This is a genomic window from Thalassospiraceae bacterium LMO-JJ14, assembly GCA_021555105.2.
In the GTDB taxonomy this organism is placed as follows: Bacteria; Pseudomonadota; Alphaproteobacteria; order Rhodospirillales; family Casp-alpha2; genus UBA4479.
Genome location: CP134604.1, coordinates 3324736 through 3342531, shown reverse-complemented (window position 1 = coordinate 3342531; position 17796 = coordinate 3324736). Strand labels below are relative to the sequence as shown.

The following is a 17796-nucleotide window of genomic DNA, read 5'->3' as shown; positions in this document are numbered from 1 at the left end:
GGGCGCACCATGAATTTCTTCGCCAACATCGATCGCGGAAAACTGGCCGGGCTGTCGGCTGTGCTGGCAGTGGTCATTTTTCTTTCCGTCAATATTTTCGCCAACACGACGTTCCGTGGGCTCGAGGTCGACCTGACCGAAGAGAAGCTGTTTACGCTGTCCGATGGCACGCGCGATATCCTTAAAAGCATCGACGAGCCGATTACCGTCCGGCTGTTCGTCTCGAAACGGCTGGTCGAGCTGAATTCCGGGCACGCCACGTATGCCGACCGCATCCGCCAGTTGCTGGAACGCTATGTCGACATCTCCGGCGGCAAGATAAAGCTCGAGCTGTACAGCCCGGAACCGTTCACCGACGAGGAGGATCTGGCCGTCGCTTTCGGGTTGCAGGGTGTGCCGCTCGATAACACCGGTGATCTCGGGTATTTCGGTCTCGTTGCGACCAACAGCGTCGACAAGATGGAACGCATTGCGTACCTGAGCCCTGAGCGCGAAAGCTTCCTTGAATACGATCTGTCGAAGATGATCTTCAAGCTGTCGCAGAATAAGAAACCGCTGGTCGGTCTGATTGCCGGTCTGCCGATTGCCGGTGGGCCGCGCGTGCAGGGCGGCCAGGCGTGGGCGTTCGTCGAGCAGGTCCGTGAATTCTTCGACGTCACCATTCTCAATCCCACGGACAGAGTGATTCCCGGCAACATCGATGCCTTGCTCATCGTGCACCCGAAGGGTCTTAGCGAGCATCTGATGTACGGGATCGATCAGTTCGTACTGAAGGGCGGCAAAGCGCTGGTCTATGTCGATGAGAACTCGGAAATCGATGTTGCCATGGCGCGCGGCCGGGGCGATGCGGGTCCGTCGGATTTCGACAAGATGCTCAATGCCTGGGGTGTTGAACTGGTCGAGGGCAAGGTGCTCGGCGATCTGGAGGGGGCGCGCCGCGTCAACGTCAACCTTCGTGGCCAGACGGCGGTTACGGATTACGTGACCTGGCTGTCGTATCTGCCCAGGAATTTTAAGAGCGACGATGCCATCACCGCCGATCTGCAACGGATCACATTGGCCAACGCAGGCATTCTCAAGCCGCTCGACGGCAAGGGGACGACGCTGGTGCCGCTGATCCAGTCGTCTCCGCAGTCGATGGAAATCGATGTCGCCAAGGTTCGCGCCAACCCCGACGTGGTTTCCCTGTTCCGCGACTTCAAGCCGTCCGGCAAACGTGAAATCGTTGCCGCGCGTGTGCTGGGGACGCCGTCGACGGCGTTCCCGGACGGTCCGCCTGCGTTGAAGGAAGGCGAAACCGCGCTCCCGGACATGCCGAAAGCCGAAGATCATCTGGCCAAGGCCGACAAGGACATCAGCGTGATTGTCGTTTCCGATGTCGACATGCTGCATGAGCAGTTCTGGATGCAGTCGCGCCAGCTTTTCGGTCAGACCTTCAATGTACCGTTCGCCAACAACGCCGATTTCGCCGTCAATTCGCTGGAAAACCTGAGCGGCGGGACGGCGCTGATGAGCCTGCGCGCACGCACCGAAGCGGTGCGTTCGTTTACCTATGTCGACGATGTGCGCAAGAACGCCGAGCGCCAGTTCCGCGACAAGGAACAGCAACTGGCAACGCAGATCGACAACATCAAGACCGAGCTGGCCGAGCTTCTGAACCGCGAACAGGCCGGCGGCGAGCTTGTCATCGGCCCGGCCGACAAGGCGAAGGCCGAGGAATACCGCCACGAGATGGTCCGCCTGCGCAAGGAATTGCGCGATGTGCAGTACGAACTCAGGAAGGACATCGACGATCTGGATGCGCTGTTGAAATTCATCAATATCGCGGCGATCCCGCTGTTGCTGGGCGCTATTGCACTGGTCTGGCTGCTGATCGGGCGGGCCAGACGCGCGCGCCGCTACACTCTGGCGAAGCACGAAGGATAGGGGGCGAGCATGACACCCAGAACCGTCAGCATTCTGCTTTTGACCGCGATCATCAGTGTTGCGGCCGCCACCTATGGTGTGTCGACGCGGGTCGATTATCAGAGCACCGATTTCAGGGGCGAGCGGCTGTTCCCGGGACTTCTTGAGAATGCCGGGAACGTCGGCGAAGTGACACTTCTGCAGAATGGCGACACCATGACGTTCATCCGCAAGGACGATATCTGGACGCTCAAGCAGAGCGGTGGCTATCCGGTGCATGCCAATCTGGTCAACAAGGTGATTTTCGGCCTGTCCAACATGGAATTGCTGGAACCGCGAACCAGGAAGCCCGAGCTTTTCGCTGAACTGAATCTCGGCGATCCGTCCAAGAAAAAGTCGAGCGCCCAGCAGGTTACCCTGAAAAGCAGCAGCGGTGAGATGATCGCGGATCTGGTCATCGGCAGAGCTAACTTCTTCCTGCCGGAAACGACGACCGGCGGCATGTACGTGCGCCGTCCGGGCGAGGATCAGACCTGGCTGGTGCGAGGCCTCGTCGATATCGGCGTTGAGCCGCGCGACTGGCTGATTCGCGATATCGTCGATATCAAACCGGAGCGCATTGTCCGCGCCGAAGTAACGCAGCCGGACGGCGAGAAGCTGATCGTTATTCCGAAAGAGGGTGTCACGGGCAGTTTCGCTTTTGAAAACATGCCCGAAGGCATGAAGCTCAAGAGCGAGTTTGCGCCGCGCAACATTGCCGCGGTCCTGAACGGTTTCGTGCTGAATGACGTTCGTCCGGCGGCCGATGTCGCGCTCGCCCCCGAAGATGCCTATGTCACCGAATTCTTCAGTGTCGACGCCATTCATGTGACGACGCGCATGTGGCAGCAAGACAAGACGCACTACATGACCGTCGCGGCGGCATATATCGGCGATGACGCGAATTCCGACGCCGCCAAGCAGGCCAATGCCATTGCCGCGCGCACTCAGGGCTGGGCCTACATCATTCCGGATTATCAATACGAACAGATCGCCAAGAAAATGACCGATGTAACGGAAAAGTCCCAGCCGGATTCCTGAGTGCTCTAAACGTTGTCTCGAAGGACCGGTATTAGCCCGCAGCCTTCAGCATCGCATCCAACAGCACCTGTGTGCCGGTGGCCAGGTCCCCGGCGCTGGCACTTTCCAGCTCGTTGTGGCTGATGCCGCCTTCGCACGGTACGAAAATCATGCCGACGGGACACACGGCGGCGAGCTTGCAGGCATCGTGTCCTGCGCCCGAGTGCATGTCGATATAGCGGATCTGCCTGTCCGTGCACGCGTTGCGTATGGCATCGACACAATCAGGGTCGAAGACAACCGGTTCGGCGCGGGTAATGGCTTCGACTTCCAGCTTCAATCCGGATGCATCGGCGATGTCCTGGCAGATGCGCATCATGTCCGTTTCCATCCGCGCCAGGATATCCAGATCGGGATGCCGGCTGTCGATAGTGAAGACGGTTTTTCCGGGGACGGTATTTCGGGAATTCGGCTGCACGCGAACATAGCCGACGGTGATCACCGCCGCCGGCTCGTAGGTCGCCGCCAGTTCGTTTAATGCAACGGTCATTTTCGCGGTGCCGACAAAGGCATCCTGGCGCTTGTTCATGGGCAATGTGCCGGCATGGCCATCCGTCCCCGTCACCGTGATGATGAAGCAGCGCTGTCCCTGCGCGCCGACGACGGCGCCGACAGCAAGCCCTGCCTGTTCAAGTATCGGCCCTTGCTCGATGTGGGCCTCGAAATAAGCCTTGATCGGGCTGCCGCCGACAGGGGACGAACCGGCATAGCCGATGCTCTGCAGGGCGTCGGCGACGCTGATGCCGTCGGCATCCCTGAGCGCCAGCGCCTGATCCAGTTCGCGATGTCCGGCGAAGGTGCCGGAACCGATACATCCGGCGGCAAAGCGGGCACCTTCTTCATCGGTCCAGTCGACGACTTCGATCGGGGCGCGGGTTTCAATACCTGCATCGTTCAGTGCGCGGATCACCTCAAGCCCGGCCATGACGCCAAAGGCACCGTCGAATTTGCCGCCCAGCGGCTGGCTGTCGATATGACTGCCGGTTACGACCGGGGCGGCACCTGCATCCAGGCCCGGACGGCGGGCGAAAATATTGCCGATCGCATCGATGCGGATATCGCATCCGGCATCGCGTGCCCAACTGCAGAAAAGATCGCGCCCGCGCCGGTCTTCCTCACTGAGCGCGATCCGGCATACGCCACCCTTGGACGTGGCACCGATCTTGGCAAGCTGCATGAGGGAATCCCATAACCGGTCTTTGTTCACAATAGTCGTCAAAACGCATCCTCGATCCACTGTGCGTGGCGCAGAAGTTCACCATCGTGGGCAAACCGGCCGATGACTTGAAGCCCGACAGGCAGTCCCGTCGGCCCCGTCAGTTTCGGCAACGTGACGGTCGGTACACCGGTCAGGGTCCAGATCTTCTGGAAAACGGCATTCCCCGTGTTGCTCAGATCGCGCGGCGCTTCGCCGGGGGCACCTGCGGTGATCAACACATCGTAATTTTCAAACATCCTGTCCAGTGCGCCGGCAAGGGTATCCCTGAATTCGATTGCCTGCACATAGGCTTCCGCGGCGATTCCCGCGCCCTGGGCATTTCGGCGTATCGTTTCGTCGCGCACCTTGTCCGCATGGTCACGGCAGTAATCGCCGATATTGGCGCGCACATTCGCCATCATTACGGTCGAATGGCATGCCAGCGCCTGGTCGAACACACCGGTCATTTCAACTTCGCGCGCGTGATTGCCCAGCTTGTCCATAACGTCGGCGAACAGGCCGTCCATGTACGGTTCGGCGTCAGCCCACATCGGCCCCTTGACGAAGGCGATGCGCGGCGGCGTCACGGACGGCGATGAAAGCGCGTCGACAAGCTTGCCGCGCGGGTGGCCGCGCATGTCCAAATCCGCCGGGTCCTTGACCATCAGGACATCGCCGGCAAGCGCGATATCCGCCAGCGAGCGGGCGTAAATGCCGGGGTGGTCCAGAGGCCGGGCCAGCGGCGACATGCCGGCGCGAGAGATCGATCCGAAGGTCGGTTTGAAGCCATGGACCCCGCAAAAAGATGCGGGCCGGATCATCGAGCCGCCGGTTTGTGTCCCGACGGAAAGCGGTATCTGGTGATCGGCGACGGCGGCGGCGGACCCCGATGACGATCCACCCGGCGTATGAGCCGGATTATGCGGATTTTTCGTCTTGCCGGGCGCGGTCAGCGCAAACTCCGTGGTGACGGTCTTGCCCATGACCACGGCACCAGCGGCGCGCAGCAGACGGGCGATGGTGCTGTCGGTGACCGGGCGGCGGCCTTCGAAAAGCGCCGAGCCGTTTTCCGTCGGCATGTCGGCGGTGTCGATGATGTCCTTGAGCCCGACCGGAATGCCGTGCAGCGGACCCAGATTGCGCCCGGCGGCCATGGCTTCGTCGCAGGCATCGGCCTGTTCGCGGGCAAGGCAGGGGTTCAGGTAGGTCCAAGCCCCGACATCGGCTTCGCGGGCTTCGGCACGGGCCAGGCACGCGTCGACCAGATCACGTGAAGACATATTCCCGGACCGTATGGCCGCGCGGGCATCGGTGGCATTGAGCAGGTTTGGTGATGTCATTTAAGTCGGCCGATTTCCTTGTAGTAATTCTGTGTACCGACGCATAACGGGATCGGTACGCCGTCGAAGGATGAGTCCATGGTGATGGATTTCCCCTTGGGATGCGCGCCATCGAGGATCGAGCGGGCGAATTTGTTGCTCCAGAACGCCTTGGTCAGTTTGTAGACGAAATTCTGATCAAGATCGGTCCTCGCCAGCCAGAGCGCGGTTACGGCGACCGTTTCGACGACATTTCTTTGCCCCGGATAAACGCCGGCCGGTATTTCCGAGAGTGCATAGAAAGGCGATTTTTCCGCCAGAACCTCGCGGCCTTTGCCGACGATCGGCACCAGTTGCGCTTGTCCCGATTTCAATATCTTCGTGATGCTGCTGCTCGGATGGCCGGCGACGGTGATGAAGGCATCTACGTTTCCGGCCTTCAGCGCATCCACTGCGCCGGAGAAATTAACGAATGACGGGGTGAAATCCTTGCCTTCCTGCAGACCGTAGGCGCGGACAAGAAGCTGTGCGCCCAGCAACGCGCCGGAATCCCGCTCGCCCAGTGCGACGCGCTTGCCGGACAGGTCTTCCATTTTACCGATCCCCGCCGATTTGGCAGCGACCAGATGCACGTCTTCCGGATACAGGCTGGTGATCACGCAAAGGCTGGTATTCGGTTTGCGCGTCCGGAACGGGCCGGTGCCGCTATAGGACCAGTACGTGACGTCCGATTGGGCAATGGCAGAGGGAAACTTCCTGGCCAACAGGGCATCGACGTTGGCGACGGAACCGCCGGTACTTTGGGCCGTGGCTGTCACGTCCGGGATGCCGCAATTGCCGCCGTTCTCACAAGATTTGGAGCCCGGCGGGTTTGATATGACCTTGGCCAGGGCGGATGCGATCGGGAAGTATGTGCCGCCCCTCGACCCCGATGCGATCTTGAAGAAGCGCAAATCCTTGGCTTGCGCAGGAGGGGGGCCCAAGCCGCAAAGACACAGTATTAATGCCGACAAACCCAGCCTTGTGATCCACTGCATATAAGCCTCCCTGATTTTATTATGTCATCATAGGCAAACATGTTGATCTTCGGAATACAAAACTCCGCCCTTGGTTGGCCGGACCGCTGTGCTAGATTTCATGCCTGATTTACTTCCGGGAGAGAATTGACGTGACAGCCTCGACATACGTGCCGCCCGCATCCGGTGCCGGCGAATGGAGCAAGCGCGAGCCACGGGAACTGGGCTTTGATACAGTAAAAATGAAGGCAGCCATTGCGTTCGCCGAAGCCAGCGAAAGCTCGTGGCCACGCGACCTGGAGGATGCCGGCAGCGTCCCCGGGCTGACGCAGATCGAACCGGAACCGTGGAACCAGTTCCTGGGCCCCCTGAAACCGCGCGGCGGTCCGGCCGGATTGATCCTGCGGCACGGAGAGATCGCCGCGAGCTGGGGCGATCCCGGGCGGGTCGACATGACGTTTTCCATCGCCAAGAGTTATCTGAGCGTGCTTTGCGGCATCGCCGTCGGCGACGGCCTGATCAAGGACATCGATGCACCTGTCTCGGGCGATATCGATATTCCGGAATTTCAGGGCGCTCATAATGCCGCCATCACCTGGCGCCATCTGCTGACACAGACCAGTGAATGGTCCGGCACCCTGTTCGACAAACCCGACCAGGTCGATCATTACCGCGAGGTCGGCGCCGGATCGACCAACGAGCGCAAAGGCCAGGCGCGGCCGTTGCAGAACCCGGGAACGTTCTGGGAATACAACGATGTCCGGGTCAACGTGTTCTCATTGGCGCTGTTGCATGTCTTCAAGCGCCCCTTGCCGGAGGTATTGAAGGAACGGGTCATGGATCCGATCGGCGCATCCGACGGCTGGACGTGGCACGGCTATGAAAATTCCGGCGTTCTGGTCGACGACAAGCCGATGATTTCCGTCCCCGGCGGCACGCATTGGGGCGGCGGCATGTGGATCGATACGTTCGATCATGCGCGTTTCGGTCTGTTGATCGCGCGCAACGGCGCATGGGCAGGCAAGCAGATCCTCGACGCGGGGTGGGTGCGGCAGATGCACACCGCCATCGACATCTACAAGGTCTACGGCTTCCTGTGGTGGCTGAATACGGACCGTGCGTATTATCCGGATGCGCCGGCATCGAGCTTTTTCGCGCTCGGCGCCGGATCGAACCTGATCTGGATCGATCAGGAACTGGATATTGTCGGTGTATTCCGCTGGATCGAGCAGAGCGAGATCAACGGGCTGCTGGGCCGTGTCATGGCATCGCTCGACAACTAAGTTGGCATTCACATTTTGTAACATTCTCTAACAGCGGCGACATACGACGCTTACAAAGCGGTTTTATACCTTAAGCCAACGACGGGCGGGGCTTGTCGAATAAAGCTTGAGGGTGGAACCGTGATTCTAAGACGGCTTGCGATCATTTCAGTGTTTACGTTTGTCACCGGTATTGCCGGTTTGGCCGCGGCGCAACAGCGCGCGGTCCCGCTGCCTTTGGAAAAGCGTCAGGGGGCCGAGGTCAATATCCTCAACCTGACCCAGTCGAGCGGTGATAACGTCAATCTGGAAATCGTCAGCGCCTGCGTGCAGGGCACTGCCACCTTCAAGATTGTCAATCTCGGCGACAAGTGGCCACAACTTGGCAAGCTCAAGGTTTACCACATCCTTGAGGGACAGACGAAGGAGGTCTCCGCACGTCAGATGCGTTTTGCGCGCGGCCAGAAAGCGTCTTTCCGCATGAAAAATATCGGTGCGGCACACATCGGCCTGTTCGTGGAGCCATCCTGGTATAACCGGCCGTTCCAGTACGACGCCGAAGTCGCCTGCAAGTGAGTGCCGTGACGATGATCATATATTTCAATGCCAGCGATATCGACGGACGGGTGAGGGCGGCCGAATCCCTGACCTGTGCCGATGCGACCAACCGGGTTTCGGGAGAGACCCTCGCCGGTTCTGCGCTCAACGGGGGTTCCTGATTTCCCCCAGGGCGTCGGAGCTAACCCGGCGTTCCCGAGGAAAGGCCCGGCTTCGGCCGGGTCTTTCTGCGTCCGGGGGCGGGTAAAGGGTTTCAGCCCTCGGCGAGGGCGTAAAGCTTGTCCATGCTTTCGCGGGTCAGATTGCCGCCGGTCAGCGCGGCGACGGTATTCAAAGAGGTATCGACCTTGCCCGCCAGAAACGCCGCCGAGGCAACGACACCGGCGGCTTCACCCAGCAGCTTGGCGCGGGTCAGCAGCGTGACGAAGGCGCGGCCGATATCGTTTTCCGACACCAAAACGATATCGTCCATATAGGCTTCGAGATGCGCGAACGGCCGTTCGCCAGGACGCCGTGCCGACAGGCCGTCGGCGATGCTGTCCCAGTAATCGATGGCCGTCGGTTCGCCGGCCGCCCGCGAGACATAAGCCGCATTGGCGCGTTCGGGCTGCACGCCGATGACCTTGACGTCCGGGCGTATGTGCTTGACCGCGGCGGCGGTGCCGCCGGCGACGCCGCCGGACGAGACCGGGACCAGAACCTGCTGCACATCCGGCGCGTCCTCGCAGATTTCCATGCCGAGTGAGGCATGACCGGCGGTAATCCAGTATTCTTCCCAGGTGTCGATGGCGGTCATGCCGCGCTCGTTGGCAACTTGTCCGACCATCGGCTGACGGGCCAGGGCATCGTCGCAGAAGACGACATCGGCGCCGTGATCACGGGTCGCATCCACCTTGTAGGCGCTGGTTTCGTTCAGCATGACGACACAGATCGGTACGCCGAGAAGTCGGCCGGCGAATGCGAAAGCCTGGGCGAAATTACCGCTTGAGGTCAGAACGACGCCTTTCGCTTTCTCAGCGGCTGAAAGCCGGTCGAGCATGGTGAAAGCGGCGCGTATTTTATAGGCCCCGGTGACCTGCAGGTTCTCGCATTTGACAGAGAGTTTCTCTGCGCCGATTTCGCGACTGTCACGGGCTACGGGAAGGATCGGCGTACGGCGGACGGAAGGGTGCAGCCGCGCGCGGGCATCCTGAATATCTTCGAAGCTGACGAGAAGGGACATGGATTTAAGGTCTTTCGGGCTAGAAACCGAGCGCGAGGTTCTTGCTGTCGAGCCGGCCCATGGCGAGGAGAAGCTGATAGACGGCGAGGCGTTCGTCATAGAAGGCTGAGGTGTAGTTGATCTGCGCGTTGTTGACCTCGTTCTCGGCGTCGAGAACGTTGATCACGGTTTCTTTCCCGGCCTCGCGCAGTTTCTTGCGGCTTTCGAATACTTCCGATGCGATATTGACGGCGTTTTCAAGCAGTTCAAGGCGTTCGCGTGCGGTCAGAAGCGATTGCCAGGCGAGCTTGCTCTGCTCGACCACCTTGCGGACCGTGTACTCGTGCTGGTCCTTACTGGCATGATAATCGTAAGCCGCCTGCGCCATCGAGGCGCGGGTCGAGAACCCGGAGAAAAGCTCCCACGTGCTGGAGACAACGAGCGAGTAATCGCGCCGGGTGCCGAGCGTCGCGTTGTTGTGCTTCTCGTAGTTATAGGTGCCTTCCAGATCGACCGTCGGGAACAGCTCGGCACGGACTGTGCGACGGCGCTCTCGGGCGACTTCGACGGTGGTCCCGGAGTTACCGACGGCAGGATTTTCGACGATGGCGATATCGATCGATTTGGACAGTTCGCTCGGGATCAGGTCGATCGGCGGTTCGGGATCGAGCATTGCTTCGATATCCGGCGGATGGGCAAAGACCTGTGTATAGCGGCTGATGGCGTCTTCCAGCGCGCCTTCGAAATTGACGCGCCGTTCCTTGGCGATCTGCAGCCGGGACTTGGCCTGCAGCACATCGACCGCCACACCGGAGCCGCGCTGCACGCGTTCGTCTTCGAGATTGAGCTGGCGCTGGATGGTCGCTTCATTTTCGCGGGCGAGTTCGATCAGGCGGCGTTGGCGCAGCACATCTATATAGACCTGGATGCCTTCGAATATGGTGTTCTGCCGTGTGCCTTCGAAGGAAATCTGTGCCAATTCCCGGTTGAGCCGCGCCGTTCTTACCGCCGAGGCGTTAGCATAGCCGTTGAACAGATTCTGCGTCACGGTCAGCGATGCGGTATTGCGCGTGCGACCGTATGCGTCGCCTTCCGGTGCATTGTCGCTTCGCGCGGACGGGCTGTCGATATGTTCGTAACCGGCATCGCCCGTTAGCGAAACCGTCGGATAGAAATTGGCGATCGCTGACTTCACACCCTGACGGGATGACTGCAGGGATTTTTCGGCGGCCTTGATCTGCGGATGCTGGGTAATCAAGCCGGTCAGTTCAATCTCGATGGGATTGGCCATGCCCGGTACCGGAACCGCCGCCAGACAAGCGGCGGCAACGGATAGGCAAATTGTCAGCCGTTTAAATGGCAATGCCACGCTCCCAGAGTATCCCGACCGTTACAGGCCTGCATCGAACAGCCGGGTCTTGTTGAAAGACTGTTCGCCTGCAAAGCGATTCGCCTCAAAAATACCGGTTTGGCGTTCTGCATACAAGATTTTGCGTTAAAATCACCTAAATCATCACAAATTCTATCCGGCCCGGTTGGCCCGGTCTGCCTTTCCGCCGGTCAATCCGGCGTCCCGTACCCCCCGCCGCCCGGCGTTTTCAGAACGAAGGTGTCGCCCGGATTCATTTCCGTCTCGTCGTTACCGCGCAATTTGTCGATGCTGCCGTCGGCGCGGACCACGAAATTCTCGCCGCGCTCGCCGGCCTTGCCGCCTTTAAGACCGAACGGGTCTGTATGTCGGTGGCTGGACAGCACGGTGGCGGTCATTTTTTCCAGGAACCGCATGCTGCGGATCACGCCGTTGCCACCGTGATTCTTGCCGTCACCACCCGACCCCTTGCGAATCGAGAATTCCTCGACCCGGACCGGGAAGCGGTTTTCCAGCACTTCCGTGTCGGTCATCCGCGTATTGGTCATGTGCGAGTGCACGGCATCGCAGCCGTCGAAACCGTCACCCGCGCCGGTGCCGCCGCAGATGGTTTCATAGTTCTGATGGACGTCGTTGCCGTAGACAAAGTTGTTCATCGTGCCTTGCGACGATGCCAATACGCCGAGTGCGCCGTATAGCGTATCGGTGATGCACTGCGAGACCTCGGTGTTGCCGGCGATCACGGCCGCCGGGTATTCCGGGCTGATGATCGATTTTTTCGGCACCTTGATCTTGAGCGGTTTCAGGCAGCCTTCGTTCAAGGGGATCTCGTCATCCACCATCGTACGGAACACATACAACACCGCCGCTTTGCAGACCGCGAGCGGTGCATTGTAGTTGTGATTGCCTTGTGGCGAGGTGCCGGTGAAGTCGATCAGTGCCTCGCGCGCCTTGCGGTCGACGGTGATCTTGACCTGAATCTGATCGCCGTTGTCCATCGGATAGTTGAATTCGCAGTCGGCCAGCACATCGAGGACACGGCGGACGGATTCCTCGGCGTTGTCCTGCACATGGCCCATATAGGCATGCACAACGTCGAGACCGAAATGCGTGATCATCTTGCGCAGCTCGCGTACGCCGGTTTCGTTGGCGGCGATCTGCGCCGTCAGGTCGGCCATGTTCTGCATCGGATTGCGGCACGGATACTTGCCGGACTTCAGCAGTTCATAGGTTTCCTTCTCGCGGAGCCGGCCTTCCTCGACGAGAAGGAAGTTATCGATCAGCACACCTTCATCCTCGATATGCGTCGAATCCGGGGGTGCGGAGCCCGGTGTGCGCCCGCCGATGTCGGCCTGATGACCGCGCGAGCCGACATAGAACAGGATGTCCTTGCCGTTGTCGTCGAACACCGGCGTGATGACGGTGACGTCGGGCAGGTGCGTGCCGCCGTTGTACGGTGCGTTCAACGCATAGACGTTGCCCGGTTTGATCGTACCTGCGTTCTCGCGGATCACGGTCTTGATGCTTTCGCCCATGGATCCCAGATGGATCGGCATGTGCGGTGCGTTGGCGACCAGATTGCCTTCGATGTCAAAGATCGCGCACGAGAAATCGAGACGTTCCTTGATGTTCACGGAATACGCCGTATTGGCCAGCGTCGCACCCATCTGCTCGGCGATGGACATGAACAGGTTGTTGAAGATCTCCAGCATCACCGGGTCGGCTTCGGTGCCGACAGCATAGGTTTGCGGGCGTTCCTTGACGCGCTTCAAGATCAGATGGCCGCGTGTGTTCAGATACGCCTGCCAGCCGGGTTCGACGACCGTGGTCGCCGTGTCTTCGGTGATGATCGCCGGGCCTTCGACAGTATCCCCGGGCAGGAACGCTTCACGCGCGTAGATCGGTGTGTCGTGGTTTTCGCCGCCGGAATACATCCGCACGGTGTCGCGCGGGCGCATCGCAGCCGCATCGGGCATGGCGTCGATTTCCGGATCGATCATGCCTTCCGTGGCGCCGACAGCCTCGACGTCGAGCGCCTCGATGACCAACTTGCGGCCTTCGGGTACGAAGCCGAAGCGCTGGCGGTGCAGTTCTTCGAATTCCTTTGTCATCGTCACCGCGTCGGCGACGTTGACGACGAGGGCGCTGTCGGTGCCTTCGTAGCGCAAGTGCGCGCGGCGATGGTCCGTTATCTGCTTTTCCTCGATCCCCTGGGACCTGACTTCGGCGCGGGCATCGGCGGCCATGTTGTCGAGCAACGTTTGCAGGCGCCCGATCGCGTCGTCGTCGACCGGCTCGTTGACCGAGCGTTCACGAAGCGCACGGATATCGGCGAGACCCATGCCGTATGCCGACAGCACACCGGCGAACGGGTGTACGAAGACGGTCTTCATGCCGAGCGCATCGGCGACCAGACACGCGTGCTGTCCGCCGGCACCGCCAAAGCAGTTGAGTACGTAATGGGTGATGTCGTAGCCGCGCTGTACGGAAATCTGCTTGATCGCATTGGCCATGTTTTCGACGGCGATTGTCAGGAACCCTTCGGCGATGTCTTCGGGCGTGCGCCGGGCTTCGCCGGTTTCCGCTGCGATACGGTCGGCCAGCTCTTCGAATTTCGCCTTTACCACGTCACCATCAAGGCGTTCGTCGGCATTCGGGCCGAACACGCTTGGGAAGTACTGCGGTTGAATTTTGCCGAGCATGACGTTGCAATCGGTGACGGCCAACGGGCCGCCGCGGCGATAGGACGCAGGTCCTGGATTGGCGCCGGCGCTTTCCGGCCCGACGCGGAACCGCGCGCCGTCGAACATCAGGATCGACCCGCCGCCCGCGGCAACGGTATGGATATTCATCATCGGTGCCCGCATGCGCACCCCGGCGACGACGCTTTCGAGCGAGCGTTCGTATTCTCCGTCGAAGTGCGCGACATCGGTCGATGTGCCGCCCATGTCGAAGCCGATGATGTTGTCGAAGCCGGCGATCTGCGCCGTGCGGACCATGCCGACAACACCACCCGCAGGTCCAGACAGAATGGAATCCTTGCCCTGAAACAGCTTGGCGTCGGTCAGCCCGCCGTTCGATTGCATGAACATCAGGCGCGGGCCGTCGCCGCCTTCGGCTTCCAGATCCGCCGCGACGCGGTCGACGTAGCGCCGCAAAATCGGCGACAGATAGGCATCGACCACCGTGGTATCGCCGCGCGACACCAGTTTGATCAACGGGCTGACCTGATGCGACACTGAAATCTGGGTGAACCCGACGTCTCGTGCGATCTCGCCGGCGCGGATTTCGTGATCGTTGTGTTTGTATCCGTGCAGGAAGGCGATGGCGACGGATCGGATACCGCTTTCGAAAACCTTCTGCAGGCCGTCGCGCAACGCATCCTCGTCGAGCGGCGCCAGAATCTCGCCGTCGACCGCGACCCGTTCGTCCGCTTCGAGAACCTGCTCATAGACGAGTTCCGGCAGTTTGATGTTCATGTCGAACAGGCGCGGGCGGTTCTGATAACCGATCCTGAGCGCATCGCCGAAGCCCTTTGTGATGACCAGCGCCGTGCGGTCGCCCTTGCGCTCGAGAAGCGCATTGGTGGCAACCGTGGTGCCCATCTTGACCGCCTCGACCTTACCCGCCGGGATCGGTTCGCCCTTGGGGATCCCCAGCAGATCGCGGATGCCCTGCAGGGCCGCGTCTTCGTACTGTTCCGGGTTTTCCGAGAGCAGCTTGTGGGTCAGCAGTTCACCGTTCGGTTTGCGGGCTACGAGGTCGGTAAAGGTGCCGCCCCGGTCGATCCAGATCTGCCACATGGCAAGTCTCTCCTTGAGTTCGGGGCGCACTTCGGGCGTGCTTTCCCCTTAATAGGTTTAAAGTCAGTAGAACAGTTGCGGTAACCAGAGTGCGATTTCAGGGAAGGCCAATAACAGGCCGACCATCGCAAACATGGCGAGTACAAACGGCAGCGTGCCGATCATCACGTCGTTGAGGCCGCCCTGCTTGCGGATGCCCTGCACGACATACAGGTTGATGCCGATCGGCGGTGTGATAAGTGCCGCCTCCAGCAGTACCATCAGCAGAACGCCGAACCACACCGGATCGAAGCCGAGCTGCACGACAACCGGTGCAATCAGCGGCGCCGTGGTCAGCAGCATCGACAGCGTCTCCATGAAGCACCCGAGGATGATGTAGAACAACACGATCATGAACATGGTCTGCATCGGCGTCAGGCCGAGGCCGGTGACGAAATCCGCCAATGCCTGCGTCAGGCCGACTGCGGCCAGAATGAAGTTGAGGAAGATCGCCGCCAGAATAATCAGCATGATCATTGCGGTCGTGCGCATGGTGCCTTCGATGGCGCGCTTCAGCATTTCGACGGTCAGCGTGCGGTTCTGCGCGGCCAGGCCGAGCGACGCAATCACACCGAGCGATGCGCCTTCGGTCGGTGTCGCGACGCCAGCATAGATCGAGCCGACGACGACGACGAAAATACCGAGCGGCGGCAACAGACCGGAAAGGGAACGAACCTTCGCCGACCAATCCTGCGGCACCGGATCGCCGTCCCATTCGGGTTTGAAGAAACATGCGATGGCGATCGTCGTCATGAACAGGCCGGCCAGCAACAGACCCGGCAGGAATCCCGCCAGATACAGCTCCGGCACCGAGGTGTCGGTCAGCAGGCCGTAGATGATCAGGTTGATCGACGGCGGGATCAGGATACCGAGCGTGCCGCCCGCTGCGATTGTGCCGAGGAACAGGCGTTCGTTGTAGTTGTGCTTTTCCACTTCCGGCAGCGCCACGGTGCCGATGGTCGCCGCCGTCGCGACGCTGGAACCGGAGGTTGCCGCGAACAGCGCGCAGGCGCCGATGTTGGAATGCATCAGGCCGCCGGGGAGCCAGCCGAGCCATTGCACCATGCCTTCGTACATGCGCGCCGTGATACCGGAACGCAGCAGGATCTCGCCCATCAGGACGAACATCGGAATGGCGACAAGCAGGAATTCAATGCTGTTCTGCCAGAAGATGTCGCCGATCGCGAGATGCAGGGGCATGAACGAATGGAAATTCGACATGAACAGGCCGAGCCAGCCGAGAACGGCGGCAATCGGTACGCTGATAATGACCAGCGCCATCAGAAACAGGATTGCTTGTATCATCATGGCGGGGGTTCAGCTTTCTTCTTCAATTTGTTCGTCGAGGGACTTGATGCCGAACATCTGCTGAATGGCGGTCCAGTCCCGTTTGAAAAACGAGATCAGCGACGAAATGATCATGACGATCCCGGTGACGACGAACAGTAGAAGGCCGACGAACCAGGCCGTCTGCGGAATGGCGAGCGGGGTTTGCAGCGGTGAAATCGACCGCGACTGGTTGGCGTAGGTGTCGGCGAGCAGCAGAGAGGCGCGCCAGGACACATAGCCGATGAAAGAGATCAATAAAATATTGCCGACGATATCGAGCGTACAGCGCAGCCACTCGGGCAGGTGCTGGTACAGTGCATCGACGCGGATATTGGAGCGGTGTAATAGGGCATAGGTCAGCGAGAGGCTGGTGGCGATGCCGAAGGCGTAGCCGCTGAGTTCATCCGAACCGGCCATTGAGATGCCGAACAGTTTCCGCAGGATGACATCGACGGTGACGATCAACGCGGCCAGGATCAGAAGCGCACCGCCAAACCACACGAGGCGTAAGGCTATCCCGTCCAGGCCCTTTAAGGTCTTATCGAGAAAATTCATCAGTGAGCTCCCTGAAAAACCGTGGCCGGGGAGACTGAAATCTCCCCGGCCCCGATAAAGCGTTTCTTATTTCTTGGCGGTGATGCCGACAATCGGGCCGACGACCTTGTTCCAGGTCGTGACACATTCGGCGTCGCAACGGTCCGCCCAGTTCTTGACGACGACATCCTGAGCGATTTTCTTCTGCTTCTTGATGTCTTCGGCGGACGGCTCTACCAGCTTCATGCCGCCGACTGGACCCAGCGGGCATTCCTTGCCGGTCAGGCACTGAATGGCAAGCGCGTCTTCCTGGGCGGTTTCCGTCCACATGCGGTCGGTCAGCTTGTCGATTTCGCTCTGCAGGGTTTTCTGCTGATCGGCAGACAGACTGTTCCACGTCTTCAGGCTGATGGCGCCGAACGCGATGCCCCAACCCACGCGCATGGTGTAGGCGTGCGTTGCGGCCTGGTACCACTTGGCGTTATAGGCCGGCATGGTGCCGGTGATGCCGCAATCGACGACGCCTTTCTGCAGCGCCGGGATGACTTCCGCGAACGCCACGGTGACAGGCGTGCCACCGACGCCCTGCACGAAGTCGGCAAGCGAGGCGGTGTAGGTACGGACCTTCTTGCCTTTGAGATCGTCAATCGAATTAATCTCGGCGTTGCACCACAGGTTCTGGCTCGGGAACGGGTACAGCTGCATCAGCTTCGAGTCGTAGATTTCCTCGAACTTCTTGGCCATGATCGGCATGTAGGCATCGACGACCTTGCGCTCGGTTTTGATATCCTGCGCCAGCGACGACAGATCGACACCGTCGAACATGGCGTTTTCAGCCGACACGTAACCCATGACGCCGTGCGCATAGTTGAACACACCCTGCTTCAGAAGGCGCATGATTTCAAAGCCCTTAAGGCCAAGGTCGGTCTGCGGCTTGATTTCGCCCTTGATGGAGCCGCCGGACGCTTTGCCGATGACGTCGCTCCAGAACGGGCCTTCGTGTTTTTGGTAGTTGGTCAGATTGCCCCAGGTGCCGACGGCCTTGATGGTCACGTCGGCAGCCGATGCGGGCGTCGAGGCCGACATGGCCGCAATGCCGAATGCACAGGCAAGTCCAATTGATGTAAGACGTCTCATGACTATA

At 60.2% G+C, this 17796-nt stretch carries 14 protein-coding genes; 5 read left to right on the top strand and 9 right to left on the bottom strand.

What is annotated here, in order from left to right:
• The first annotated feature begins 9 nt into the window (after positions 1-9).
• Both L2D14_15820 and L2D14_15815 read left to right on the top strand, forming a co-directional pair.
• Positions 10-1926: a Gldg family protein gene (locus tag L2D14_15820; GenBank protein WNJ99325.1), complete on the top strand. Its 1917-nt coding sequence runs from the start codon at positions 10-12 to the stop codon at positions 1924-1926.
• A 9-nt stretch (positions 1927-1935) separates the two neighbouring features.
• Positions 1936-2985, top strand: coding sequence for a DUF4340 domain-containing protein (locus L2D14_15815; GenBank protein WNJ99324.1), 1050 nt, complete (start codon positions 1936-1938; stop codon positions 2983-2985).
• Between the two features lie 31 nt (positions 2986-3016).
• On the opposite strand, the gene L2D14_15810 is transcribed toward L2D14_15815, so the two are convergent.
• Genes L2D14_15810 through L2D14_15800 form a run of 3 tightly spaced genes read right to left on the bottom strand, consistent with a single transcriptional unit; the run spans position 3017 to position 6578 of the window.
• Entirely contained in the window at positions 3017-4243 is a 1227-nt protein-coding gene (locus L2D14_15810; protein WNJ99323.1) for a Zn-dependent hydrolase, read from the bottom strand.
• On the bottom strand, positions 4240-5562 hold the full coding sequence (locus L2D14_15805) for an amidase (GenBank protein ID WNJ99322.1): 1323 nt from the start codon (positions 5560-5562) through the stop codon (positions 4240-4242). Before L2D14_15805 ends, L2D14_15810 begins: the two co-directional genes overlap by 4 nt.
• On the bottom strand, positions 5559-6578 hold the full coding sequence (locus L2D14_15800) for a TAXI family TRAP transporter solute-binding subunit (protein WNJ99321.1): 1020 nt from the start codon (positions 6576-6578) through the stop codon (positions 5559-5561). The genes L2D14_15805 and L2D14_15800 overlap by 4 nt, the downstream gene beginning before the upstream one ends.
• 131 nt (positions 6579-6709) lie before the next feature.
• On the opposite strand from L2D14_15800, the gene L2D14_15795 reads away from it, so the two are divergent.
• From L2D14_15795 to L2D14_15785, 3 genes are all read left to right on the top strand, one after another.
• Complete coding sequence (locus L2D14_15795; protein WNJ99320.1) at positions 6710-7840, top strand: serine hydrolase; 1131 nt, start codon at positions 6710-6712, stop codon at positions 7838-7840.
• A 150-nt stretch (positions 7841-7990) separates the two neighbouring features.
• A complete protein-coding gene (locus tag L2D14_15790) occupies positions 7991-8395 on the top strand; it encodes a hypothetical protein (GenBank protein WNJ99319.1) in 405 nt (134 codons plus the stop codon).
• Positions 8396-8400: 5 nt separating this feature from the next.
• The gene (locus L2D14_15785; protein WNJ99318.1) at positions 8401-8538 is read left to right on the top strand and encodes a hypothetical protein; all 138 of its coding nucleotides are present in this window, start codon (positions 8401-8403) and stop codon (positions 8536-8538) included.
• 92 nt (positions 8539-8630) lie between these two features.
• Here the strand turns inward: L2D14_15785 and L2D14_15780 are convergent, their stop codons facing one another.
• From L2D14_15780 to L2D14_15755, 6 genes are all read right to left on the bottom strand, one after another.
• Positions 8631-9599 carry a threonine/serine dehydratase gene (locus L2D14_15780; GenBank protein ID WNJ99317.1) on the bottom strand — a complete coding sequence of 323 codons (969 nt, stop codon included), beginning with the start codon at positions 9597-9599 and terminating at the stop codon, positions 8631-8633.
• Between the two features lie 19 nt (positions 9600-9618).
• The gene (locus L2D14_15775) at positions 9619-10869 is read right to left on the bottom strand and encodes a TolC family outer membrane protein (protein ID WNJ99316.1); all 1251 of its coding nucleotides are present in this window, start codon (positions 10867-10869) and stop codon (positions 9619-9621) included.
• 269 nt (positions 10870-11138) lie between these two features.
• Positions 11139-14750 (bottom strand): hydantoinase B/oxoprolinase family protein, encoded by a 3612-nt coding sequence (locus tag L2D14_15770; protein WNJ99315.1) that lies wholly within the window; start codon positions 14748-14750, stop codon positions 11139-11141.
• Between the two features lie 63 nt (positions 14751-14813).
• Positions 14814-16097 (bottom strand): TRAP transporter large permease, encoded by a 1284-nt coding sequence (locus tag L2D14_15765; GenBank protein ID WNJ99314.1) that lies wholly within the window; start codon positions 16095-16097, stop codon positions 14814-14816.
• Between the two features lie 9 nt (positions 16098-16106).
• On the bottom strand, positions 16107-16673 hold the full coding sequence (locus tag L2D14_15760) for a TRAP transporter small permease (protein ID WNJ99313.1): 567 nt from the start codon (positions 16671-16673) through the stop codon (positions 16107-16109).
• Between the two features lie 66 nt (positions 16674-16739).
• A complete protein-coding gene (locus L2D14_15755; GenBank protein WNJ99312.1) occupies positions 16740-17789 on the bottom strand; it encodes a TRAP transporter substrate-binding protein in 1050 nt (349 codons plus the stop codon).
• Between the last annotated feature and the right edge of the window lie 7 nt (positions 17790-17796).